The sequence below is a fragment of the Ruminococcus difficilis genome, assembly GCF_016680995.1.
Genome location: NZ_JAEQMG010000048.1, coordinates 179392 through 203946, shown reverse-complemented (window position 1 = coordinate 203946; position 24555 = coordinate 179392). Strand labels below are relative to the sequence as shown.

23 protein-coding genes are annotated in these 24555 nt (G+C 53.7%); 21 read left to right on the top strand and 2 right to left on the bottom strand.

The window, feature by feature from the left end; genetic code table 11:
• Positions 1-42: 42 nt before the first annotated feature.
• The 13 genes from JKK62_RS05635 to secF all read left to right on the top strand — a co-directional run bounded on the left by JKK62_RS05635 (position 43) and on the right by secF (position 14950).
• Positions 43-1392 carry an RsmB/NOP family class I SAM-dependent RNA methyltransferase gene (locus JKK62_RS05635; protein WP_186832869.1) on the top strand — a complete coding sequence of 450 codons (1350 nt, stop codon included), beginning with the start codon at positions 43-45 and terminating at the stop codon, positions 1390-1392.
• Positions 1371-2378, top strand: a complete 1008-nt coding sequence (gene rsmA, locus JKK62_RS05625; protein ID WP_243411767.1) for a 16S rRNA (adenine(1518)-N(6)/adenine(1519)-N(6))-dimethyltransferase RsmA — start codon at positions 1371-1373, stop codon at positions 2376-2378. The genes JKK62_RS05635 and rsmA overlap by 22 nt, the downstream gene beginning before the upstream one ends.
• 3 nt (positions 2379-2381) lie before the next feature.
• On the top strand, positions 2382-2597 hold the full coding sequence (locus JKK62_RS05620; protein ID WP_186832871.1) for a hypothetical protein: 216 nt from the start codon (positions 2382-2384) through the stop codon (positions 2595-2597).
• 45 nt (positions 2598-2642) lie between these two features.
• The gene (locus JKK62_RS05615; protein ID WP_186832872.1) at positions 2643-3125 is read left to right on the top strand and encodes a zinc-ribbon domain-containing protein; all 483 of its coding nucleotides are present in this window, start codon (positions 2643-2645) and stop codon (positions 3123-3125) included.
• A gap of 116 nt (positions 3126-3241) precedes the next feature.
• Positions 3242-4765 (top strand): DUF3794 and LysM peptidoglycan-binding domain-containing protein, encoded by a 1524-nt coding sequence (locus JKK62_RS05610; protein WP_186832873.1) that lies wholly within the window; start codon positions 3242-3244, stop codon positions 4763-4765.
• 66 nt (positions 4766-4831) lie between these two features.
• The gene (gene spoIVA / locus JKK62_RS05605) at positions 4832-6310 is read left to right on the top strand and encodes a stage IV sporulation protein A (protein ID WP_186832874.1); all 1479 of its coding nucleotides are present in this window, start codon (positions 4832-4834) and stop codon (positions 6308-6310) included.
• Positions 6311-6804: 494 nt separating this feature from the next.
• Positions 6805-7182, top strand: coding sequence for an OadG family protein (locus tag JKK62_RS05600; protein ID WP_186832875.1), 378 nt, complete (start codon positions 6805-6807; stop codon positions 7180-7182).
• 107 nt (positions 7183-7289) lie between these two features.
• Entirely contained in the window at positions 7290-8519 is a 1230-nt protein-coding gene (locus tag JKK62_RS05595) for a sodium ion-translocating decarboxylase subunit beta (RefSeq protein ID WP_186832876.1), read from the top strand.
• A 296-nt stretch (positions 8520-8815) separates the two neighbouring features.
• A complete protein-coding gene (locus JKK62_RS05590; RefSeq protein WP_186832877.1) occupies positions 8816-9517 on the top strand; it encodes a YveK family protein in 702 nt (233 codons plus the stop codon).
• Positions 9514-10272, top strand: coding sequence for a CpsD/CapB family tyrosine-protein kinase (locus JKK62_RS05585; RefSeq protein ID WP_186832878.1), 759 nt, complete (start codon positions 9514-9516; stop codon positions 10270-10272). Before JKK62_RS05590 ends, JKK62_RS05585 begins: the two co-directional genes overlap by 4 nt.
• 748 nt (positions 10273-11020) lie before the next feature.
• Positions 11021-12295 carry an aspartate aminotransferase type Ic gene (locus tag JKK62_RS05580; protein WP_186832879.1) on the top strand — a complete coding sequence of 425 codons (1275 nt, stop codon included), beginning with the start codon at positions 11021-11023 and terminating at the stop codon, positions 12293-12295.
• Between the two features lie 343 nt (positions 12296-12638).
• Entirely contained in the window at positions 12639-13976 is a 1338-nt protein-coding gene (locus tag JKK62_RS05575) for a preprotein translocase subunit SecD (protein WP_186832880.1), read from the top strand.
• A complete protein-coding gene (secF, locus tag JKK62_RS05570; protein WP_186832881.1) occupies positions 13973-14950 on the top strand; it encodes a protein translocase subunit SecF in 978 nt (325 codons plus the stop codon). The genes JKK62_RS05575 and secF overlap by 4 nt, the downstream gene beginning before the upstream one ends.
• A gap of 348 nt (positions 14951-15298) precedes the next feature.
• Here secF and JKK62_RS05565 read toward each other — a convergent pair whose 3' ends face one another.
• Entirely contained in the window at positions 15299-15679 is a 381-nt protein-coding gene (locus tag JKK62_RS05565; protein ID WP_186832882.1) for a DUF4363 family protein, read from the bottom strand.
• Complete coding sequence (locus JKK62_RS05560; RefSeq protein ID WP_186832883.1) at positions 15676-16194, bottom strand: DUF421 domain-containing protein; 519 nt, start codon at positions 16192-16194, stop codon at positions 15676-15678. The genes JKK62_RS05565 and JKK62_RS05560 overlap by 4 nt, the downstream gene beginning before the upstream one ends.
• Positions 16195-16395: 201 nt before the next feature.
• On the opposite strand from JKK62_RS05560, the gene hprK reads away from it, so the two are divergent.
• The 8 genes from hprK (at position 16396) to JKK62_RS05520 (ending at position 24492) form a co-directional block, all read left to right on the top strand.
• Positions 16396-17361 (top strand): HPr(Ser) kinase/phosphatase, encoded by a 966-nt coding sequence (gene hprK, locus JKK62_RS05555; protein ID WP_186832884.1) that lies wholly within the window; start codon positions 16396-16398, stop codon positions 17359-17361.
• A gap of 166 nt (positions 17362-17527) precedes the next feature.
• On the top strand, positions 17528-18430 hold the full coding sequence (gene murB / locus JKK62_RS05550; protein ID WP_186832885.1) for a UDP-N-acetylmuramate dehydrogenase: 903 nt from the start codon (positions 17528-17530) through the stop codon (positions 18428-18430).
• 114 nt (positions 18431-18544) lie between these two features.
• Positions 18545-19411, top strand: a complete 867-nt coding sequence (gene rapZ, locus JKK62_RS05545; protein WP_186832886.1) for an RNase adapter RapZ — start codon at positions 18545-18547, stop codon at positions 19409-19411.
• A 131-nt stretch (positions 19412-19542) separates the two neighbouring features.
• Positions 19543-20460: a DNA-binding protein WhiA gene (gene whiA, locus JKK62_RS05540; RefSeq protein WP_186832887.1), complete on the top strand. Its 918-nt coding sequence runs from the start codon at positions 19543-19545 to the stop codon at positions 20458-20460.
• A 73-nt stretch (positions 20461-20533) separates the two neighbouring features.
• Positions 20534-20779: an exodeoxyribonuclease VII small subunit gene (xseB, locus tag JKK62_RS05535; protein ID WP_186832888.1), complete on the top strand. Its 246-nt coding sequence runs from the start codon at positions 20534-20536 to the stop codon at positions 20777-20779.
• Entirely contained in the window at positions 20776-21648 is an 873-nt protein-coding gene (locus tag JKK62_RS05530) for a polyprenyl synthetase family protein (protein ID WP_186832889.1), read from the top strand. The genes xseB and JKK62_RS05530 overlap by 4 nt, the downstream gene beginning before the upstream one ends.
• Positions 21649-21823: 175 nt before the next feature.
• Positions 21824-23692, top strand: a complete 1869-nt coding sequence (gene dxs, locus JKK62_RS05525; protein ID WP_186832890.1) for a 1-deoxy-D-xylulose-5-phosphate synthase — start codon at positions 21824-21826, stop codon at positions 23690-23692.
• Complete coding sequence (locus JKK62_RS05520) at positions 23689-24492, top strand: TlyA family RNA methyltransferase (protein ID WP_186832891.1); 804 nt, start codon at positions 23689-23691, stop codon at positions 24490-24492. The genes dxs and JKK62_RS05520 overlap by 4 nt, the downstream gene beginning before the upstream one ends.
• Positions 24493-24555 lie beyond the last annotated feature (63 nt).

The following is a 24555-nucleotide window of genomic DNA, read 5'->3' as shown; positions in this document are numbered from 1 at the left end:
TTTATACACATCCTTATTATTCCCGAAAAGAGGCGATTTATTATGAAAATGAATGATTATTTTGAACGGATGAAAACCGTCCTCGGCGAGGATTACGACCGTTTTCTGGAAACGGTGGACAAGCCGGCGTATAAGGCGATCCGCGTCAATACGCTCAAGATCCAGCCTGAGGAGCTGTTGCCGCTGCTGTCCTTTGCGGGGGATCAGGTGCCCTTTGCGGCGACGGGATATTATGTGGACGTCGAAAAGCTCGGCAAGCATCCTCTGCATCACGCGGGCGCTTTCTATGTGCAGGAGCCTTCGGCAATGTCCGCTGTGACGGCGCTGCATGTCGAGCCGGGTGATAAGGTGCTCGATCTGTGTGCCGCGCCCGGCGGTAAAAGCACCCAGATCGCCGCCGATCTGAATGGTACGGGACTTTTGTGGGCGAATGAGATCGTCCGTCCGCGCGCGCATATCCTTTTGTCGAATATCGAGCGCATGGGCGTCAAGAACGCCGTGGTATCCAACATGAAGCCCGATGTGCTGTGTGATCGGTTGGAGGGCTTTTTCGATAAAGTACTGGTCGATGCTCCCTGCTCCGGCGAGGGAATGTTCCGCAAGGACAAAGAGGCGATCTATGAGTGGTCGGTGGAGCACAGCCTTTCCTGTGCCGAACGCCAAAAGGCGATCATCCACTCCGCCGCCGCGGCAGTCAAGCCCGGTGGTGTGATGGTCTATTCCACCTGCACCTTCTCTCCGGATGAAAACGAGGGTGTGGTACGGCATTTTCTCAGCGAGCACCCCGAGTTTGAACTGATCGACACAGGCTGTCGCTTCGGCACGCCGACGCTGGAGCACGCGATCCGCATCTATCCGTTCCACGGCGGTGAGGGGCATTTTGTCGCCAAGTTCCGCAAGCTCAAGGGGAAGAACTATAAAGGAAAGATGTTCACCTATTTTGAGCCGCCCCGTGAGGAGCGTATCGAGATCGAGAAATTCATCTGCGATATCCTGCGCAACCCGTATTTCAGACATTATCATGTGATCGACGAACGTATCCTGAACCTGCCCGACGTCGAGCTGCTGCCCGATCTGGAGGGGATGAACATCCTGCGCGCGGGCGTAAAGCTGGGCGACTTCAAAAAGAATCGAATCGAGCCGCATCATAACCTCGCGACCTCACTGACGCCCTATGACTTCAAGCAAAGACTGATCATGAGCTGTGAGGATATCGCCGCCGCGCGGTATATCAGCGGCGAGGAGCTGGAGATCGACAACTGGATCAACGGCTGGGGTGTTGCGACAGTCAACGGCGTAACGCTGGGACTGGGTAAGGCGGTCGACGGTCATTTAAAGAATAAGTATCCGAAAGGATTGCGTACACTCGCATGGAAAGACTTACAGATATAAATGTGATCCGCGAGCTGCTCAGCCGTCACGGGTTCACCTTTTCCAAGGCGCTGGGTCAGAATTTTCTGATCAACCCCTCGGTGTGCCCCCGCATGGCTGACGCCGCAGTAGAAAGCGTGAAGGTTACTCACCGGACGCAAACGTCCGGTTCAAGCAATAAAACAATCCCTCCGAGTTCGTCTTTGACGAACCCACCTCTCCGGTGTATGGGTGCTGTGTCCCAAATCGATAGATTTGGACAGCGCCTCACCTTTACCAAAGGGAGGCATTGCGTCGGCGTGATCGAGATCGGTCCCGGTATCGGCGTGCTGACAAGAGAACTGTTACAAAGAGCGGATAAGGTCGTCGCGGTCGAGCTGGACAAGCGCCTGCTCCCCGTATTGGACGAGACCTTAGGCGAATTCGATAACCTCAAGGTCGTCAACGCCGATGTGCTGGAGCTGGATCTGCATCGCCTGATCGAAGAAGAATTCGACAGCATGGAGGTGGTCGTATGCGCCAATCTGCCGTATTATATCACCTCTCCCGTGATCATGAAGCTGCTTGAGGACAAGCTGCCGATCAGCACGATCACGGTGATGGTGCAAAAGGAAGCGGCGGTGCGGTTATGCGCGCAGCCGGGTACACGCGACAGCTCCGCCATTACGGCTGCGGTGCGCTATTACTGCGACCCCGAGCTGTTGTTCCATGTGTCGGCGGGGTCGTTCATGCCCGCGCCCAAGGTGGATTCGGCGGTCATACAGCTCGTCCTGCATGAGCCCGCGGTTCACCCGAAAAATGAAAAAACCTTCTTCGCGGTGATCAAGGGAGCATTCGCTCAGCGCAGGAAAACGGTGCTCAACTCGCTTTCTTCCTCACTTTCTCTTGACAAGAACACAGTTCGTGATATACTGAAATCAGCGGGCGTGGATGAAAACGCCCGCGCCGAAAGATTGACTCTCGAACACTTTTCCGCTATTTCCGACGCTGTTGATGAAATGGAGTAAATCATGGAAAAAAAGAACTTCACCGTATTGATCGTTCTGATTGCTTTGCTGGCGATCAGCATCCTGCTGATGGGTATCTCCCTGCTCCTGTCCGAAAAGGTATTCGGTCAGGTGTCCAGCTATATCGCAATCACCTGCGTTATCATTACACTGGTGGGCGTGGTGATCGTCCTTCGCAATAATCGAAAAAACAAAGATGATGAGGAAGACGACGAGTAAAACCGGATCGACCTGACGATCCAAGATAAGAAAAGGAGATCAAAGATGGCGAGAAGTGCAACAGATGAACGGATCATCGATTTGCCGATCGAGTTGATCATCGGTCGGATGCGTACTGTCGGCTCCGAGAGCAATTTTGCGCTGCGTTCGGAGAATCCGACGCCCACAGGGGTGTGGTTCAGAGTGCATCACGGCGCTTCCATGGCGTCATGGGGTGAGAAGATCACCGTTACGCTGACGCCGATGGGGCAGCAGACAAAGGTGAATATCTTCTCCGAGTGCGGTATGCCGACCCAACTCATCGATTACGGCAAGAATCGAAAGGTTGTCAACTACCTCTTTGATTTTATCATGCGTCCCGGTTACGGACAGCCCGCGCAGATGCCGCCGCTGAATCAGGATTACGCTCCGCAACAGGCTCAATCTGTACAACAGCCTGCCGCGCAGATGCGGTTTTGTACCGCCTGTGGCAAACCGATCATAGCCGGAGCGAGATTTTGCACCAATTGCGGCAAGCCTTTACAATAATATTTGCATATGCTTTGAAAGCACCTTTTCGGGTGCTTTTTCTTTTTGCCTAAATCATAATTCTGAAATACGCTTCATACACTGTACCATCATCATATTGGTTAAGGAGCGAAAAAATGGAATATCATCTGACGAAGAAAACCATTTCACGGTTACGATATGCGGCGGATACGGTCACGGAACAGGCGGTCGATGTGGATCTCAGCCTGCCTGATTACTGTCCCGATATCGAGAAGATCCTGTCATGCACCCTGATCCCGGAGGTGAACATGACCAATGTCAGCGGCGATCGGCTGAACATCGAGGGGGGTTCTTGTGTGCGCGTGGTCTATCTGGACAGCGATCGGACGATCCGCGTATACGAGTACCGCACGCCGTTCTCGGAGAGTCTGCCGATGAAGGGAGAATCCCCGGACTGTGTGGTATATGTTGACGCAAAGCCCGAGTATCTGAACTGCCGCGCCCTCAGTCCGCGCAAGCTGAGTCTGCACGGAGCGTTCTCGCTCGGTGTGCGTATCGCGGTGAGGGATGAGCTGGCGTATTATGCCTATGACGACGGCGACGAGTTACAAACGAAAAGCGATATGCTCACGGTCTCGACCCTCTGCGGGATGAGTTCGGAGAGCTTTGCGGTGCAGGAGGATATCTCCGTCAGCGGCAAGAGCGATATCCATACCGTGATCAGCCACCGTCTGTCCGCGCGGATCACGGATATGAAGGCGATACAGAACAAGATCATGCTCAACGCGGAGCTCAAGCTCGACTTGATGTACCTGTCGGGGATCGAGGATCCCTCGCTCGAGTGTATGTCCTACAGCCTGCCGATCTCGCGCGTCGTCGACTGTGAGGGCGTGGATGAAAACGCCGTGATCGACGGCGAGTTGAGCGTGATGAGCAGTGAGGTGCATCTGTCGGATGACGCGCTCGACGGCTCGTCGGTGTTGTCGCTGGACGCAAGGCTGTGTTTCAATACATTGTGTTATGCCGGCTGTGAGATCGAGGTGCTGTCGGATGTGTTCTCGACCGAAAAAGAGGCGCAGGTGCAGACGGAGCCCTTCTCCTGCAACAGCGGTATCATATGCCGCAGCTTTTCCGATACGGAAAAGGCGACGATCGGCTTGGATGAAGAGATCGGAAAGATCCTCGACGTCCATTGCGAAAAGCTGACCGCGTCCTATACCGCCGCCGATGACGGTGTGCTGATCAACGCCAAGATGACGGTCGGCGTCTACTATGAGAATCAGGAGAATGAAACACGCTATGTCGAGCGTGACACCGAGTTCAGCTTCCGTCCCGATACGGAGGGTCATACTGAGATCCTGCGGCTGCGTGCCGCGGCGGACAGCCTGAGCTATCGGCTCAAGGATAACCGCCAGATCGAGCTGCGGGCGGAGATGTGTTACCGCATGACGATGTGTAAGCGGCTCAGCTGTGCCGCTGTCACCGGTGTGAGCGCCGATGATGACGCTCCCGAAAAACCGCGTGACAGCGCGCTGATCCTGTATTATGCCGACGACGGGGATCGGGTGTGGGATATCGCCAAGCGTTTCTGCTCCCGACCCGCGGATATCATCGCCGAAAATGACCTCGAGGGTGAGACGATCGGTGCGGGGATGATGCTGATGATACCGACTGCCTGATATGCTCCGTCATATCTCTTTACAAAGGCACATATATAAATAGTATCAACAGTAACGGAGGATATCATGGAAGAAAGAAGTATTTATAAGGATATAGAGAACCGCACCGGCGGGAATATCTATATCGGTGTGGTCGGACCTGTGCGGACAGGTAAATCGACCTTTATCAAGCGGTTTATGGATACGCTGGTGCTGCCGCGAATCAAGGATGAGAACCTGCGGGAACGCGCGCTTGACGAACTGCCGCAGAGCGCCGCCGGTCGGACGATCATGACCACAGAGCCGAAGTTCGTGCCCGAAAACGCCGTGCCGATCACCTTGGAGGACAACGCCCGACTGAGCGTGCGGATGATCGACTGTGTCGGTTACATTGTGGAGAGCGCGATGGGCTACATCGAGGACGACGGCGAGCGCATGGTGCATACGCCGTGGAGTGATCAGGAGATGCCGTTCCGTCAGGCGGCGGAGCTGGGAACCAAAAAGGTCATCACCGATCACAGCACCATCGGCGTGATGGTCACAACGGACGGCTCGATCGGCGATATCGCCCGAGAGGATTATGTGAGCGCCGAGGAAAGGGTAGCGGCTGAGCTGACCGCCGCCGACAAGCCCTTTATCATTTTGCTGAACACGACCGCGCCCGAGAGTGCGTCATCCTCCGCGCTGGCGGCGACTCTGAGCCAAAAATACGGCGCTCCCACCGTTCCCGTCGACTGCGCGATGATGGATGAAACCGCCGTCAAGGCGATTTTGGCGACCCTGTTGTTCGAGTTCCCGATCAGAGAGATCCATGTGGATATGCCCGAGTGGTTGAGGGGACTGAGCCGTGATAACTGGCTGCGCGCGGATGTGTTCGGCTCGATCCGTGAGACCGCAAAAGGGATCACCAAGATCCGCGAGGTGCAGGACGCGGTACAGGGGCTGAGCGATAATGAGAATATCGACAGCGCGGAGCTGTGTTCGATGGATCTCGGCACAGGCAGGGCTGATATCGCGGTGCGGCTGCAGCCGGAGTTGTTCTATCGGATCCTGACCGAGAAAAGCGGCATCGATATCCGTAATGAGCGTGAGCTGATGGAGTGTATCTGCGAACTGGCAAACGCGAAAAGCAACTATGACCGTATCGGCAAGGCGTATGAGGATGTGCTGGAGAGCGGATACGGTATCGTGATGCCGACGATGGAGGAGCTGAGCCTGGAGGAACCCGAGATCGTGCGCCAAAGCGGTAAGTACGGTATCCGACTCAAGGCGAGCGCGCCGTCGGTGCACATGATGCGCGTGCGTACCACCGCCGAGGTGACGCCGATCGTCGGCTCGGAACAGCAGAGTGAGGAACTGGTGACCTATCTGCTCAAGGAGTTTGAGGAAAGTCCCGCCAAGATCTGGGACAGCAATATCTTCGGCAAGTCCGTGAGCGATCTGGTCGGCGAGGGGCTGAACAATAAGCTCTGCCGTATGCCCGAAAAAGCACGGCTCAAGATAGGGGAGACAGTGGAGAAGATCATCAACGACGGCTGTAACGGACTGATCTGTATTATTCTGTAAAAGGAAAATAAACGCAGATAAAGGGCTTCCCTTCGGGGAAGCCTTTTGTGCTGCGGAACAGTATTGCCGGATCATACAATCGAGAAAAAATAATGGTTGAAATTCCCTGTCGGATGATGTATACTTTAGGATGACAGCAATAATCCGACCCTGCTGAAAATGGCAATATTTCGGCAAATTTCGGCTTATCAATCTTGGCAGGCGCCAGCCTGCCTGCACTTTCTGCACCGAAACTTGCTCGAAATCTTGCTCATTTTAAGTCCTGTGGAGTTTTGACAGAGCAGATTTTCGTCTGATCGCGGCAAAACCACAGCTAATCCTTGATGGATTAGCGAGGATTTTAACAAAGAGTAGGCGGAAATCTGCCCGCCAAAACCATGGTTCAGATTATTTCTGTCATCCTGACATAGAATAATATGGGATAGCATGTGGTCGTATCGACCGATTCCGATACGGCTGATGTATCTCACTGCACACATCGGGAGGCCGGATTTATGGGTGAAAACATCACATTGTCATTGACGATCCTGTTGACGGGTTTTGCCGTGGTTTTTGCCGTGCTGCTGGTATTGATCGGCATCATCAAAGCTTACGGCACCGCCGTTTACAAGGTTCAGAACAGACGTCAGCTGAAAAAAATAACGCGCAACGCCGATTTGCCTAAGGCAGAACGTGAGCCGGAGGAAGAAGCTTATGCGACGGATGAGGTCGATGAAGTGGATAATGACGAGCTGATCGCGGTGATCTCCGCCGCCGTTTACTCCATGTATGCTTCACCGAAGAATATTCGGATCAAAGGCATCCGCAAAGCGCCCTCCCGCTCCAACGCATGGCGCAATGCCGGTATTTCGGATAACGTCAGACCGTTCTGATTTGACAAACATCTTTGACATGCCTTGGGGCTTGTCGAGCTTTGCTTGCATTTATCATAGATCGGGCAGAAAACTGAGGAATGATGATCTGCCCGGGGAGGAACAACATGCAAATATTTCAAGGATTTTTAGACGCGCTCAAGGGACTGTGGGAGTCTTCGGGCTTTATGCAGTTGACTTGGCAAAACTATGCGATGATCGTGATAGCCTGCGTACTGTTGTACCTGGCTATCAAAAAGCAGTATGAACCGCTTCTGCTGTTGCCGATCGCCTTCGGTATGCTGCTGGTCAACCTGTACCCCGACATCATGGGCGCACCGCATATCAATCTGGTGGAGATCGCCTCGATGGACGATCCCGCCGCCAAAGGTCACGTGATACGGGAGATCGGCGGCAAGATCTTTTATGAGGATCCCACCTACGGCGGTCTGCTGTACTATCTGTATCAGGGCGTCAAGCTCGGTATCTATCCGCCGCTGATCTTTTTGGGTATCGGCTGTATGACCGACTTCGGTCCGCTGATCGCCAACCCGAAGAGCTTTATCCTCGGCGCTGCCGCCCAGATCGGTATCTTCATCACCTTTATCGGCGCGATCTTCTTGGGCTTTACCCCCGCGCAGTCCGGCGCGATAGGTATCATCGGCGGTGCGGACGGCCCTACGGCGATCTATGTCACCTCAAAATTAGCGCCCGAATTACTCGGCCCGATCGCGGTCGCGGCGTATTCCTACATGGCGCTGGTACCGATCATCCAGCCTCCGATCATGAAGCTGCTCACCACAAAGAAGGAGCGTGCGGTCGTGATGGATCAGCTCCGTCCCGTTTCCAAGCTCGAGAAGATCATCTTCCCGATCATCGTCGTCATCATCTGCGCGATCGTGCTGCCCTCCGCGGCTCCGCTGATCGGTATGCTGATGCTCGGCAACCTCTTTAAGGAGAGCGGTGTGGTCGAGCGTATCAGCAAGACGGCACAGAATGAGCTGATGAACATCATCACCATCTTCCTCGGCGTGACGGTCGGCGCTACCGCGACAGGTACCGTGTTCCTCACTCCGAAGACACTGGGCATCATCGCGCTCGGTCTGCTGGCGTTCTGCATGGGTACCGCGTGCGGTCTGTTGTTCGGCAAGCTGATGTATAAGTTCACCGGCGGCAAGGTCAATCCGCTGATCGGTTCGGCGGGCGTTTCGGCTGTTCCGATGGCGGCGCGTGTCGCTAACAAGGTCGGTCAGCAGGAGAATCCCGGCAACTTCCTGTTGATGCACGCAATGGGACCGAATGTAGCGGGTGTTATCGGTTCCGCGGTAGCGGCAGGCGTACTGCTCAGCGTTCTGTAATATCAATATGAAGATCAACAGCCTTTTTGCGACGCAGAAGGGCTGTTTTTTTTGATGGAGAAAAGAAGAGTGATTCTGTTGAATCGGCTTTGCTTAAACGGTCGAGTATTTGTTTATTATGTCAGAATAGAAAAATATCTTTACTATTGTTCCGGAAAAGAATAATAAAGCGTATCTTTGCGATATAATATAAAATGATTAAATAGGGAAGTATCCCTTTTTTGCTCAATGCCTTTTTGACGGTAACCGGGCAAAGCTGCCGCGTTGCGGTAATACCATCCGACAGGAGGATTTTAATGAAAAAACAGATCACGATCGCTGATGTGTTGAAGATTTTTCTGCAGCATATCAAGCTGATTATTATTGTAACATTGCTGGGCGCGCTGTTGGCGTTCCTCTATGTTACGTATTTGGTGACGCCGATGTATTCTACCAGCGCGCTGATCCTGGTACAGAACGGCAATTCGTTTGAGAGCGATATCAATAAGGCGAACAACAGTTCACTGAGTGGTGAGAAGGTCAACACCAGTGATATCACCTCTTCACAGATGCTGGCGAATACCTGCTCGACGCTGTTCACGGTCGACCCCGATATGAAGAGCATCATCAGCGGCGCCACGATCAATATCAGCGTGGTGGAGGATTCTTATTTTCTGAGGATCAGTTCGACCTCATCCGATCCCCATACCGCCGCGAATATCGCGAATCTGGTCGCCAATACCGCGCCGCAGGTGTTCAAAAAGTACTTCGGCGACGCCGGTAAGGTTGATACGGTAGAAGAAGCGAATGTTCCTTCCTCGCCATCCTCACCCAATAAACCGAAATATGTCCTGATCGGTCTGTTAGTCGGTTTGGTGCTGTCGCTGGTCATTTCCTTCCTGCTGGAGATCATCGATACGACCATCAAGCCCGGCGACGACCTGTACAAGATGTATGATATCCCCGTATTCGCGGAGATCGTAGACTTTGAAACGGAAGGCGGTGGCAAGAAGAAATGAAGCTGATCAACACAAAGAACAACGATAAAGCCAATAAAAAAGGCAACAGTGCCGAGAAAGCAAAAAACGTCCTGACCTCCGATTCCAAATTCGCGATCGTAGAGGGTTATAAGATCGCCCGTACCAATCTGGTGTTCTCGCTCACCGCGCAGAACAGCAACTGCGTTGCCGTTACTTCGTGGAGCAAGGGTGAAGGTAAAAGCACCGCGACTGTTAACCTTGCGATCTCCTTCGCGAAGATGGGCAAACGTGTGCTTTTGATCGATACCGACTTGCGTCGTCCGAACCTGCACAATCTGCTCAAGCTCAAGAATGATACCGGTGTGTCGGATATCATCGGTCAGTTCGGTGATTTTCAGACTGCCGTTCACCGTAATGCGGTCACCAATATGGATGTTCTGACCTCCGGCGCGATCCCGCCCAACCCCTCAGAGCTGCTGGCTTCTCCGTATTTTGCGGAGCTGCTGAAGAAAGCAAAGGAAGAGTACGATTATGTCATCATGGATACGCCTCCTCTGGGCGTCGTTACCGATACGCTCCTGCTGAAGGACTATGTCGGCGGCTATGTCATGGTCGTCCGTGAGAGGATCACCAGCCACGGCGATATCGAGCGCGCTCTGCAAAGCGTCAAGCTCGCCGATACCAAGGTGCTCGGCTTCCTCAAGGTCGGCTGTGAAATGCGCTCCAAGGGCTACGGCTATAACAAGTACAGATATCGTTACAACTACAATTACAATTATTATTACAAATACTGATCTCACACAGCTCTCCTGTCATCGGCAGGGGAGCTGTTTTTGGTGAATGGTTAACGGTTAATGGTTAACGGTTAATGGTTAACGGTTAAGGGAGGGCTTCGCCCTCACCCATTGGTAGGGTGAAGAGTGAGGATGAATTAATTTGTAGGGGAGGGGCTTGCTCCTCCCGTAACGATTCCAATAAATGCCGACTGCCGCGAAGCAAATCTCTGTTTCCGTAGGGACGACCACCGGTCGTCCGAGAATGCCGGGCGTATTTGCTATCGAAAACATTAGATAAGGGAGAAACGTTTCAGCCGTGCGGATGGTCAATGACCATCCCTACGGAAACAAGTATTTCCTTTTTACGTTTCTTTATCGATAACATCAATAAAACACAAACGTCTCTGCCGTGCGGTACGTCATGAAAGCCGTACCCTACAAAACGCGCTTCACCTCAACGAGCATTACCTTTCAACCAACGCCCTGCCGCGGGAGCAGCAAGCCGCTCCCCTACAAATCCTCTGCAAAACTTATCGCAGGACAGTGTTCCCCGTTGGGGAGCTGTCTTTGCCGCGACTTTTCCGCAACTTGATAAATCCATGTGAAGCGGATCGGTTTTCTGATAAGTATCGGTTGAGGAAAGCAGACGCAAAACGAAATAAACTTGCAGGGATTTGATAAAAGGGTTGCAAAATAAATCCTTTTGGTATATTATATAAAAGCATTATTTGTAAAATTTGCAATCTCAGAGAGGGAAATGTGCAAGATGAAGTATCAAGATTATTCGAGAGAACAGCGTGACGCTGAGCTTTCAACCTTATGGGAAGGAATCAACAAAATCAAGGAAAAGAACATCAAGCTGAATATGGCGCGCGGCGTGCCCAGCCCCGATCAGCTCGATCTGTCCAGAAAGATGCTGGACATCCTGACTTCGGAATCGGACTGCCATGCCGAGGACGGTACCGACTGCTGTAACTACGGCGTGATGGACGGTATTCCCGAGTGCAAAAAGCTGATGGCGGACGTCATGGGCGTGACGCCCGACATGGTCATGGTAGGCGGCAATTCCTCGCTGAACATGATGTTTGACACCATTGCTTTGTTTATGACCCACCCCGTCACCGGCGGTACACCCGCATGGTCGCTGGTGCCCGACCGTAAATTCCTCTGTCCCGTACCCGGCTATGACCGTCACTTCGGCGTGACCGAATATTTCGGTTTCCAGATGATCCCGGTGCCGATGGATGAAAACGGCCCTGATATGGAGCTGGTCGAGGAGCTGGTCAAGGATCCCACCGTCAAGGGTATGTGGTGTGTGCCGAAGTACTCGAATCCCTCGGGCATCTCGTACTCCGACGAGGTCGTTCGCCGTATCGCGGCGCTGCAGCCTGCCGCGGCGGATTTCCGCGTCATGTGGGACAACGCCTACTGCATCCACGATCTGACCGATGATCATGACGAGATCCTCAACATCTTTGAGGAATGTGAGAAAACCGGCAACATCGACATGCCGATCGAGTTCTGTTCGACCTCCAAGATCACCTTCCCGGGCTCCGGCGTAGCGGCTATGGCGGCTTCCGCAAACAATATGGCGGTCATCAAGGGCAAGTATAAACTCCAGAACATCGGCTATGATAAGCTGAATATGCTGCGCCATGTGCGCTTCTTCGGTGATATCGAGGGTATGAAGGCGCATATGAAGAAGCATGCCGAGATCCTGCGTCCGCGCTTTGAGATCGTACTCAATAAGCTCGGTGAGAACCTCGACGAGCTCGGCATCATCCGCTATAACCGTCCCCGCGGCGGCTACTTTGTCTGCGTCGATGTGCTCGACGGTACCGCAAAGCGTGTGGTCGAGCTGTGCAAGGAAGCGGGCGTCAATCTAACCGGCGCCGGCGCGACCTATCCCTACGGCAACGATCCGCACGACAGCAACATCCGTATCGCGCCGTCCTTCCCGAGCTTGGAGGATCTGGCAAGCGCGATGGATATCTTCTGCCTGTGTGCGCGTATCGCCGCACTCGAAAAGCTGAATGCGTAAAACTCAATCTAATACAAGACAGTGTCCGCGGTTTTCTGCGGGCGCTTTTTTCTGCAACAAAACAGGATCAACATCAAAATTCGTTATTGGAAATATAGATTTTATAATTCGAAATAAGAATTATAGCAACAATTTAATTCTATATTCGAATCAAAACATCTCTTTTTTCTCCAAAAGAACAATGAAAACTTGAAAATCTTGCAAAAGTTTTATTGACTTTTCAGGTGTAAGTCTGTATAATTAATCTGTTATTGTGGATTTTTATATTGGTACTTTAGCGCCATATACACGCAGTACGGTTAAGAATCCGAAAGAAGAACCAAAAAATATGGAGGTCCAAGGCATGAAAAGAATTTCTAAGCCTGTATTCTTCATTGTCGCTATCCTCATCATAGCGTTTGCGTTCACGGCGTTCGCCGGAATCAAATACTATGACGGCGATATCCAGAAGACTGCGATCAAGGGTATCAGCGACATCAGATGGGGAATCGACATCCGCGGCGGTGTGGAGGCTACCTTTAAGCCCGCAGACGATATCGACGCCACGGATGAGCAGTTAGACTCTGCGAAATCGATCATTGAAACACGTATGGTCTCTAACGGTATCACCGACTATGAGATCTATGCCGACTACGGCTCCGACCGTATCATCGTCCGTTTCCCGTGGAAAGAGGATGATACGACGTTCGATCCGGTCAGCGCTGTCAACGAGCTCGCGGCTACCGCGAAGCTGACGTTCCGCAATCCGAGCGGCGAGACCGTCATGGACGGTTCGGCTGTTGAGAAAGCGACTGCCGGTATTGATCAGTCCAAGGATTCTGCTGGTCAGTATATCGTTCAGCTCGAACTCAACTCTGAGGGCGCTCAGACCTTTGCTCAGGTCACCCAGCAGTACCTGAACCAGCAGATCGGCATCTATATGGATGAAACCCAGCTTTCCAACCCCACCGTACAGAGCGTGATCTCTGACGGTCACGCGCAGATCACCGGTAACTTTGACGCAGAGTCCGCGACCAAGCTTGCGAACCAGATCAACGGCGGTGCGCTGCCCTTCTCTCTGGAAGCTGCTTCCTACAGCGGTATCAGCCCCACACTGGGTCAGAACTCCCTGACCGCGATGGGCTACGCGGCGATCATCGCGTTCGCACTGATCGCGCTGTTTATGATCATCAAGTATCGTGTGCCCGGTTTTGTCGCAGTTATTGCGCTCGTCGGTCAGATGGCGCTGGCTGTAGCCGCGGTCACCCGTTATTTCTCTGCTTTTGACTCCTTTACCATGACCCTGCCCGGTATTGCCGGTTTGATCCTGTCAGTCGGTATGGGTGTTGACGCGAACATCATCACCGCCGAGCGTATCAAGGAAGAATTCCGCGCAGGCAAGACGCTTGACGGCGCGATCGAAAAGGGTACCAAGAACTCCCTGACCGCGATCATCGACGGTAACATGACCATCGTTATCGTATCTGTCATCCTGATGCTGGTATTCGGCCCGTCCAACATCCTTTCATGGATCTTCGGCGAGTCCACCACCGGTACCATCTACGCTTTCGGTTATACCCTGTTGATGGGTGTTATCTCTAACTTTATCATGGGCGTATGGCTCTCCCGCGTCATGCTCAAGAGCATCTCCGGCGTGAAATGTCTGCGCAAAGAATGGCTGTTTGGAGGTGCGCGTAAATGAAAAAGGATATGAACTTTATCGGCAAGAGTAAGATCTTCTTCGGCATTTCGCTCGCGATCATCGCCATCGGTCTTATCTGCAACCTCATTTTCGGCGTCACCCTCGACATCCAGTTCAAGGGCGGTACGATCGTCAATTATTCCTACACCGGTGAGATCGACCAGGAGGCGCTCAAGGACGCGATCCAGTCCGCGACTCCCGAACATCAGGTCTCTTTCACCATCACCAAGGATATCATGAATAATCAGGCTGACGCTGACGCGTACGCCGTATCCATCCAGTTCTCCGGCAACGAGAGCATCGAATCCGACGTCATCCAGGGCATCACCACCGCGCTGGAGGAGAAGTTCCCCGATAACAACTTCCAGTACAAAGAGAACTCCTCGGTCGAGGCTTCTATGGGTCTGAAGTTCCTGTTGAAGTGTCTGACCGCGGTCGCGATCGCTTCCGTACTGATGGTTATCTATGTTACCATCCGATTCAAGCGTATCGGCGGTCTGTCCGCAGGTGTGATGGCGCTGGTAGCGCTGTTCCACGATGTGGCGATGATCTACTTTATGTATGTCATCTTCCGTATGCCGATCGACTCCAACTTTATCGCAGTTGTTCTGATGATCATCGGTTACTCGCTGAACGATACCATCGTTATCTACGACCGTGTCCGTGAGGAACGCCGTCTGGCGGGTCCCAAGGCGGATATCGCGGATGTGTTCAACCACAGCGCATCCTCCGTTATGGGTCGTACGATCGCGACGTCCATCACCACCCTCGTGGCGATCGGTACCGTTTATGTCGTAGCGCTGATCTTCAACCTCAGCTCCGTACAATCCTTCGCACTGCCGATGATGATCGGTATCGTATCCGGTTGTTATTCTTCGCTATGCATCGCGGGTCCCCTCTGGGTACTCTGGAACAAGCGCGGCGGCAAGGGCGAAAAAGCCGAGGCTCCCAAGGCGGAAAAAGCAAAAGCCTAAGCGATTTATCGTATTCATCAAGGCGTCACCTTCGGGTGGCGCTTTTTTTCAATCAGTCATTGCGAAGCTTTTGACAGCACTTCAAGGGCTGTGGCAATCTCAACTGAACCAATCAAGGCGCCGTATTCGGACGGTGCCCTTTATATATTTACTGAAAACTGAAGACTGAAAAATGAAGAATGAATAATTGTGGTTGCTCGCTTCACTCAAACAATTATGCAATCCCTCAGTCTTTTATCGGTTTGAGCCCTCCTAGCGGAGGCAGCAGACCCTTTTGTCCGCATTGCGGACATTTCCCCTAGCAGGGGAATCTCCTTTACCAAAGGGAGCCTAATATTTTTTAGTCACTTACAGAATGTTTTCCCATTTCATCAGCTTGGCGTTCTTGATGTCCTGTATCTTTCGCCTGGCGCAGGCGGAGGTCGCCAAGAAGTCCTCTGTATCCGCGGTCTTTGCGTATTGTTTGAGCATCGCGAGATCGGAGGAGATATGCCCGACTTCGCTGTGAAACATGAAGATATTGAACATCCCGCTTTGCTTGCGAAATCGATTATCGAGCTTTTCCGCCTCGGTCTCTGCGTCGAGCACCTCGTTGTGCATCATCTTCTCGTCCGCGCTGTCGAGCATCTTGATATACGCGTCGGCGTTAGAGGTGACATAGATATATTCGACCCCGCCGAGCAGCATTGCCAGCGCGATCATCCCCAGCGCGATCCATCCTCGTTTCATTCCGCTTCCTCCTGTTTCGATTCTTCTTCCTGTTCTTGCAGATCCTTGCTTTGGATGCCGTTGCCGGCAAGCGCTTCTTCCGTCAGTACGCTCAGGGTACCGTTCGGCTCAATGATCCCCCAGCGCACGGTGCTTTCATCGGCGATATCCTTTTCGCGCAGGAGTGAGTAGACGTCCTCACGGCTGATCCGCAGTTTTCTCAGCTGAGAATCGATCATCTGTCCGTCCTTGATGATGACGATCGGATGACCGCAGATCAGGGAGCGGAATCGCTTGCTTTTCATCATCAGCAGTGAGACCAGCAGTTCGATCGCCACGATCATCATGATCGGCACCAGCGAATTGAGCAGCGGACGCTCGGCGTTCTCGAGCGGGAGTGAGGCGACCTCAGAGATGATCAGGGTGATCACCAGCTCCGAGGTCTGCATATCGCTGACCTGACGCTTACCCATCAGGCGCACGGCGGCTGTGACGATGATGTAGATCAGGATCGTTCGTATCAGTAATGTGAGCAAAATCTTCGCCTCCTGTTTCTCTCATTATTATGTGAAAATGCAACAAAAAAATGTATGCAAATTCTGCATAGATTATTGCATATTTCTTTCAAAGGATTATAATTATTGGGTAGGGGAGTATAATATACAATGTATATGTGGAATTTTATGCGTCGTTGATGACGTCCGTTTATCATAGTTTTTTGAGAAAGAAGGTCTATTATGAGCAGCCCGTATTCCGTAACATTAAAAAGACTGATTGACGAGATCGGCCTGTCCAGCTATTATATGCCCGTGGATCCCGAGGAGGTTCTCATCACCGTTACCGACGTGGATCGTCCCGGTCTGGAGCTGGTAGGACACCTCAAATACTATGACAGCCGATATCTGATCGCCTTCGGACGGACGGAAATGTCGTTCCTTGAATTGGAAAAAAAGCAGACTCAGCTCGAACAGCTTGAGCCGATCATCAGCCAAAAGCCGCCCGCAATGATCATCGCGCGTGATATCGAACCGCTCGAGTCGATGATGGAGCTGGCGCGTAAATATATGGTGCCGATCCTCACCACCGCCGACTCCACCTCCGAAGTGGACGCGGCGATCGTATCCTTCCTGAATGTGGAGCTGGCGCAGCGCATCACCCGCCACGGCGTTCTGGTCGAGGTGTACGGCGAAGGTATTTTGCTGATCGGCGACAGCGGCGTCGGTAAGTCCGAGACCGCGATCGAGCTGATCAAGCGCGGACATCGTCTGATCGCCGACGACGCGGTGGAGATCAAGCGCGTTTCCAAAAAATCGCTGATCGGATCCTCACCCGCCAACATCCGCCACTTTATCGAGTTGCGCGGTATCGGTATCATCAACGCCCGCCGCATCTTCGGTATCGGCGCGGTCAAGGTCAGCGAGAAGATCGATCTGGTCATCAACCTCGAGCTGTGGAACAGCAAGAAGGTCTATGACCGCATGGGCATGGACAACGAGTATATGGAGATCCTCGGCATCGAGATCCCCGTTGTCACCATCCCCGTCAAGCCCGGTCGAAACCTCGCGGTCATCATCGAGGTCGCCGCGATGAACCATCGCCAGAAGAAGATGGGCTACAACGGCGCTCAGGAGCTTTTGCAGAACCTCGGCATGGACATCAGCCCCGAGGACATCGGCAAAAAGAAGATCGACACGAACTGGTGAGGTGCTGTCCAAGAAATGGAGCCGCAGGCGAACATTGATTGGTTAACAGCACCCATGCAAGGCTCTCCCAAGAAGCGGAGCTGTAGGCGAACGCTGATTGGCTGAGAGCTACTGTATCACACCTTAGTCACACATGCTGTGATAATAGATCAATCACGGAGCTACTATGAATCAATTAATCAATACATTAAACGATAACCATATAACGTACACTGAAAACGAGCCCATGTCGGCTCACACTACCTTCAAGATCGGCGGCGCGGCGGATATTCTGATCACCGTCAACCATATCGACGAGCTGCAAACGGCATTAGGCGCCTGCAAAGCCTCCGATATCCCGGTGATGATCCTCGGCAACGGCTCGAACCTGTTGGTGTCTGACAACGGCATCGAGGGCGCGGTGATCACACTCGACGGCGATTTCAAGGAGATCACCGTGGACGGCGATATCATCATCTCCGGTGCGGGCGCGAAGCTCAGCCGTCTGTGCAGTGTGGCGCTCGAAAACAGCCTGACCGGGCTGGAATTCGCCTACGGGATCCCCGGTTCCGTCGGCGGTGCTATGTACATGAACGCGGGCGCTTACGGCGGCGAGATGAAGGACGTCGCGTTGAGCGTGACGGCGCTGACGCCCGACGGCGAGATCCGTGAGGTTCCCGCCGAGGAGTTGGCGCTCGGCTACCGCACCAGCGTTTTTAAGACAAACGGAGATATTATTCTTTTTGCGAAATATAAATTAGCGCAGGGCGATCCTGTTGCCATCAAAGAGAAGATGGACGATGTGATGAATCGCCGCAAGACCAAACAGCCACTCGAATATCCGTCGGCGGGCTCGGTGTTCAAGCGTCCCGAGGGCGCGTTTGCCGGCACGCTGATCGAACAGTGCGGGCTCAAGGGCAAGACCGTCGGCGGCGCTCAGGTCAGCGAAAAGCACGCCGGTTTCATCATCAACATCGGCGGCGCGACCTGTGACGATGTGATGGGGCTCGTCAAGCTCGTGCAGGAGACCGTCAAAGCCGAGACGGGATACTTCCTCGAGCGCGAGATCATCCGAACCGGCAGAGAATAAATACTTTATATATAGGGGAGGTGCTCGCTCCTCCCGACATGAATCATCTATCGACTTTGCCGTTTGATTTCACTCAAGCGGTGAGCCAATCCTTTTCAGAAAGGAGCAGTGTATATGGAATTTGTCATTCTGACCGGACTGTCCGGCGCGGGTAAGACCAACGCCCTGCACGCCATGGAAGACAGCGGCTATTATTGCGTGGATAACCTGCCGCCGCTGTTGCTCGAGACCTTCTACGATCTGTGCGATAACTCCACCGATAACCGTATGAAAAAGGTCGCCGTGGTAGCGGACGCGCGATCCGGCGAGATGTTCGCGGATATCCCCGAGGTGATCTCCAAGCTCCGACTGGAAGGCAAGCAGTTCAAGATCCTGTTTCTGGACGCGAAGCCCAATACGCTGCTTGTGCGATTCAAGGGTACCCGCCGCAAGCATCCGCTGATCGGCGAGATCGCCTCCGGGTCCATCGAAGAAGCGGTCGAGCTGGAAAACGAGCTGATGAACGGTGTAAAGGCGATGGCGGACTATGTGATCGACACGACCTTTATGAATCCGAACGAGCTCATGGAGCGCGTGACGACCCTGTTTTCCGCGGGCGCTCATGATACCCTGCTCGTCACCTGCGTATCCTTCGGCTACAAATACGGGCTCCCGCCCGAGGCGGATATGGTGCTGGATGTTCGGTGCCTGCCCAATCCCTTTTATATCAAAGAATTAAAGCCCCTGACCGGTCTTGACGAACAGGTGCGCAATTATATTTGCGGCTTTGACGTTATGGGAGAGTTCCTCGATCACCTGTACGCGTTTATCGATTATCTGATCAGTCTGTACCGCAACGAGGGGAAGAGTGAGCTGGTGATCGGCGTGGGCTGTACCGGCGGCAAACACCGTTCCGTCACCGTCGCCCGTATGCTGAACACCCACCTGCTCGAAAACGGACAAAAGTCCGCGATCCACCACAGAGATATCTGGAAAGCCTGACGGCTTTCGGTTAAGAACTAAGAGTTTTGAGTGATGAGTGAAGGGCGGGGCACTTGCACCCGATCGATTTGTTTGAGCGAAGCGAGTGACCGACACCGTTCACCATTCACCGTTCACCATTCACCGATAATATGTCTTTTTCATCCGATACAAAGCGGGAGATCTGTCAGAAGCTCTCCACCCGCGCGCCGCTGCAGTACAGCGAGCTGTACGCGATGCTCCTGCTCGGCAGAGAGTTTACATCCCGCAGCATTATATTCAAAACAGAAAACGAGGATGTTTTCTCGCATTTCGTTTTTTTGATCAGCCGATTGTTCAAGGCAAAGTGCGAGGTGGTCGCACCCCTCAAGGGGCAGAGCGGCCGCAATCGCGCCTTTACCGTCACGGTGACCTCTCCCGAAAAATGCCGCAAGATCTTTGAGCATTACGGACACGAGGATCGCGACGTGAACCTGCGCGTCAACCGCGCCAACATCGATGATGAGGAGGAACAGCGCGCCTTTATCCGCGGCGCGTTCCTTGCCTGCGGTTCCGTGACCGACCCTGAAAAGGCGTATCATCTGGAATTCGCGGTCAGCCACCGCAACCTTTGTATGGATATCTGTCGGCTGGTCGACGAGATCCAGGACTGCGACGTCAGCCCAAAGCTGCTGGCACGCGGCGGCAACTATATCGGCTACATCAAGGACAGCGAGCAGATCACCGATCTGCTGACCTATATGGGCGCGGTCGTCGCGTCGATGAACGTGATGGGCACCAAGGCGCTCAAGCAGGTGCGCAATACCGCCAACCGCCGCGCCAATTCCGAGATCGCGAATCTGCAAAAGACCGCCTCGGCGTCCGCACGGCAGATCAAGGCGATCAATAAGCTGAAAAAGGACGGCAGATACAACCTGCTGCCCGAGGAGCTCAAGGTGGTGGCGCAGCTCAGATATGATTATCCCGAGCTGACGCTCCGCGATCTGGGCGCAAAGCTCGATCCGCCGATCTCCCGCAGCGGCGTGAATCACCGACTGGAAAAAATCATCCGCCTCGCTGAGGAGGATTAAATACTTATTGTAGGGACGAGCATTGCTCGTCCGCGGATGACCATTGGTCATCCCTACTGAAAGAGGAAAGCCCATGAAAGAATTGAACGATAAAATGGATTTTGAAGAAGCCTACACCGCACTGCGTGAGGTCGTAGCGCAGCTCGAAGATCCGAAGAACAAGATCGAAGATAACATCGCTTTATATGAGAAGGCGTGCCGTCTGGTGCTGTTTTGCCGCCGAAAGCTCGACGAGGCAAAGATGCAGATCACCGATATCAACGAACGCATCGCACAGCTCAAGGACAGCGGTGACAAGATTTTTGAGGAAGAAGCATGAAAGATCATATCAAAGAAATAGAAGCCGCCATTGAGCGGTACATCCCGCAGGAAAAGGTGGCGGAACAACAGCTGGTCGACGCGGTGCGCTATTCGCTGAATCTGAAGGGCAAGCGTGTGCGACCCTCGCTGACGCTGGCGTTCGCCGAATTATGCGGCGGATCGGTCGACGCCGCGATGCCGTTCGCGTGCGCGGTGGAAATGGTACATACCTATTCACTGATCCATGACGATCTGCCCTGCATGGACGACGATGATTTCAGACGCGGACAACCCGCGAATCATAAGGTGTTCGGCGAGGATATCGCCCTGTTGGCGGGTGACGCCTTGCAGAGTATGGCGTACGCCGCGATGCTCAGCGACGAGGCGGTAGCCGCGGTCGGCGGAGCAAGAGCCGCCCGCGCCGCGCGTATCTTAGCGGAAAAATCGGGCTTGCTCGGCATGGTGGGCGGTCAGGTGATCGATCTGTCGATGGAGCATCAAACCGTCGGGATCGAGCTCGTCCGCCTCATGGAGGAGAAAAAGACCGCCAATCTGATCGAGGCCGCCTGCATGATGGGCTGTGTCGTCGCGGGCGCGGAGGAAGAGAAGATCGCCGCCGCCGAGAGGTACGCTCATGCCATCGGTCTGGCGTTCCAGATCGTGGATGACATCCTCGATGTGACCTCGACCGCCGAAGAGCTCGGCAAGCCGATCGGCAGTGACGTTGACAATGAGAAAAACACCTTTATGTCACTGCTCGGGATCGAGCGCTGTCGCGAGACGGTCGAATGGCTCACCGAAGAAGCGATCGACGCGTTGTCGGTATTCGACGGCGATACCAAGGATCTGGCTGATTTCGCCGTCGCGTTGGCGAACAGAAAGAAATAATGATTCTGCCGTTTTAAGGAACGACAATTTGCAGGGTGCGGCATTGATGACGCGCCGTTGCAGGTTTTTCCCGTTTTTACGGTGAGATTTGTAATTAAGGTTAATTGGGTTCGGTATATCGGATATGGTTTTCCGGTTACCGTACATACATTTTGCATAAGCAATCAGGTTCATTATGTCATACGAGATTTTGTCAAAAATTGAATCTCCCGCCGACGTCAAGGCGCTTTCCGCGGAGCAGCTCGACCAGCTGTGCGACGAGATCCGCGAAAAGCTCATCGACGTGGTGTCGGTCAACGGCGGCCATCTGTCCTCCAACCTCGGTGTGGTGGAGCTGACGGTGGCGATGCATCGGGTCTTCGACTGCCCCGCCGACAGCATCGTGTTCGACGTCGGACACCAGAGCTATACCCATAAGATGCTCACGGGTCGCTATCACGAGATCGACACGATCCGCCGTGAGGGCGGGTTATCGGGCTTTCCGAAGCGATGCGAGAGCGAGTATGACGCGTTCAACGCGGGTCATGCCTCCACCTCGATCTCCGCGGCGCTCGGCATCGCGAAGGCGAAGCTGCTGGCGGGAGATCCTTCCTATACGATCGCCGTGATCGGCGACGGCTCGCTGACGGGCGGCATGGCCTATGAAGGCCTCAACAATGCCGGTCAGCACAAAAAGAATTTTATCGTGATACTCAACGATAACCGCATGTCCATCAGCCGCAATGTCGGCGCGATGGCGCGGTATCTTTCCTCGATACGGATGCAGCCGTGGTATCGCCGCTTAAAGCGCGGTACCGAGCATACATTGTCGAAGATCCCGCTGTTAGGCAGGCCGATCGGCAATCTGCTCAAGCGCTCCAAGTCCAAGGTCAAGCATGTGATGTACCGTCACACTATTTTTGATAAGCTGGGGTTGTCCTACTACGGCCCTGTCGACGGTCATAACATGGAAGATCTGATGAACGCGCTGAACACGGTCAAGCAGTCCAAGGATCCCGCCCTGCTCCATGTCGTGACCAAAAAGGGCAAAGGCTATAAGTACGCGGAGGATGATTCCGCGTCCTACCACGGCGTCGGCTCCTTCAACGTCGACACCGGTGAGCCGATCAGCTCCGACAAAAACTTCTCCGCCGTATTCGGCGAAAAGCTATGCGAGCTTGCCGAGACCGATCAGCGCGTCTGCGCGGTGACCGCCGCGATGCGTACCGGTACCGGTTTGATGGACTTCTCCAAGCAATATAGAGACCGTTTCTTTGACGTCGGCATCGCCGAGGAACACGCGGTCACCTTCGCGGCGGGATTGGCGGTCAACGGGATGCTGCCGGTGTTTGCGGTGTATTCGACCTTCTTACAGCGCGGCTATGACCAGCTGATCCACGATGTGTCCATGCAGAACGCCCATCTGGTGCTCGGCGTCGACCGCGCCGGTGTGGTCGGCGAGGACGGCGAGACCCATCAGGGCTTGTTTGATGTGTCGATGCTCAACGCGATCCCCGATACCACGATCTATTCGCCGTGCTATTTCGACGGCTTGGAAAACGCGCTGACAACGGCGCTGTTTGAGGATAAAGGACTTGTCGCGGTGCGATATCCGCGCGGCGGAGAGGGCAAAAAGCCCGAAGGCTACAGCAGAGAGAACATCGATTATGAGATCTGCGGAGATCGTGACGCCGATACCCTGCTCATCACCTACGGCAGATTGTTCAACGAGGCGGTCGCGGCTCGACAGATCGTTAAGGAGCAGGGCGGAGAGCTCTGCATCATGAAGCTGTGCCGCATCAAGCCGATCGATGAACGGGCGGTCAAGCTGGCTTCCGGTTTCCCGAAGATACATTTCTTTGAAGAGGGCATGCGCAGCGGCTCGGTCGCCGATCGTTTCCGCGATATGCTCGATCTGCAAAACTACAGCGGCAGCTATCGGGTGTGCGCTGTTGATGATGCCTATGTACAGCACGCGTCAGTGAAAAATTCGCTCCAAGCCCTCGGCTTTGACGCTCAGTCGATGGCGCGTTCCGTTCAGCAAAGGGAAGAGGTGAGCGGATGAAGAAACGACTGGATGTCCTGTTAGTGGAAAAGGGCTTTTTTGAAAGCCGTGAAAAGGCAAAGGCGGTCATCATGTCGGGCTGTGTCTACGTCAATAACCAAAAGGCGGATAAGGCGGGCTCGAGCTATGACGAGAACGCCGCCGTTGAGGTGCGAGACAATCGTATGCGCTATGTTTCGCGCGGCGGTTATAAGCTCGAAAAGGCGATGGAGGTCTTTCCGATCTCGCTCGACGGCAAGGTGACGATGGATATCGGCGCTTCTACCGGCGGCTTCACCGATTGTATGCTCCAAAACGGCGCCAAAAAGGTCTATGCCGTTGACGTCGGCTACGGTCAGCTGGCGTGGAAGCTGCGCAACGATGAACGCGTCGTGAATCTCGAGCGCACCAACATGCGCTATGTTACCACGGAGCAGGTTCCCGAGGCGGTGGATTTCTTTTCCGTCGACGTCGCCTTTATCTCGCTCAAGCTGATCCTGCCCGCGGCGCGCGGCGTTTGCGCCGATGACGCTCAGGCGGTCTGTCTGATCAAGCCGCAGTTTGAGGCAGGGCGCGAGAACGTCGGCAAAAACGGCGTGGTGCGCGACCGCAAGGTGCACCAAAGCGTGGTGCAGGAGATCATCGACTTCTGCCTGCAAAACGGTTTTTCCGTCTGCGGACTGGATTATTCACCCATCAAGGGACCGCAGGGAAATATCGAATACTTACTGTATATCAAGCGCTGTGATACGCCCGAAAACCTTCTCGCGACAACTGCCGCCGAGGTGGTAAGCGCGTCACACGAGGCGCTCGATCAATAAATATCGATGCTGTTAAAACAGGCATGATGGCTCATGCCGTATCAGCGACATCAAAAGCATTGG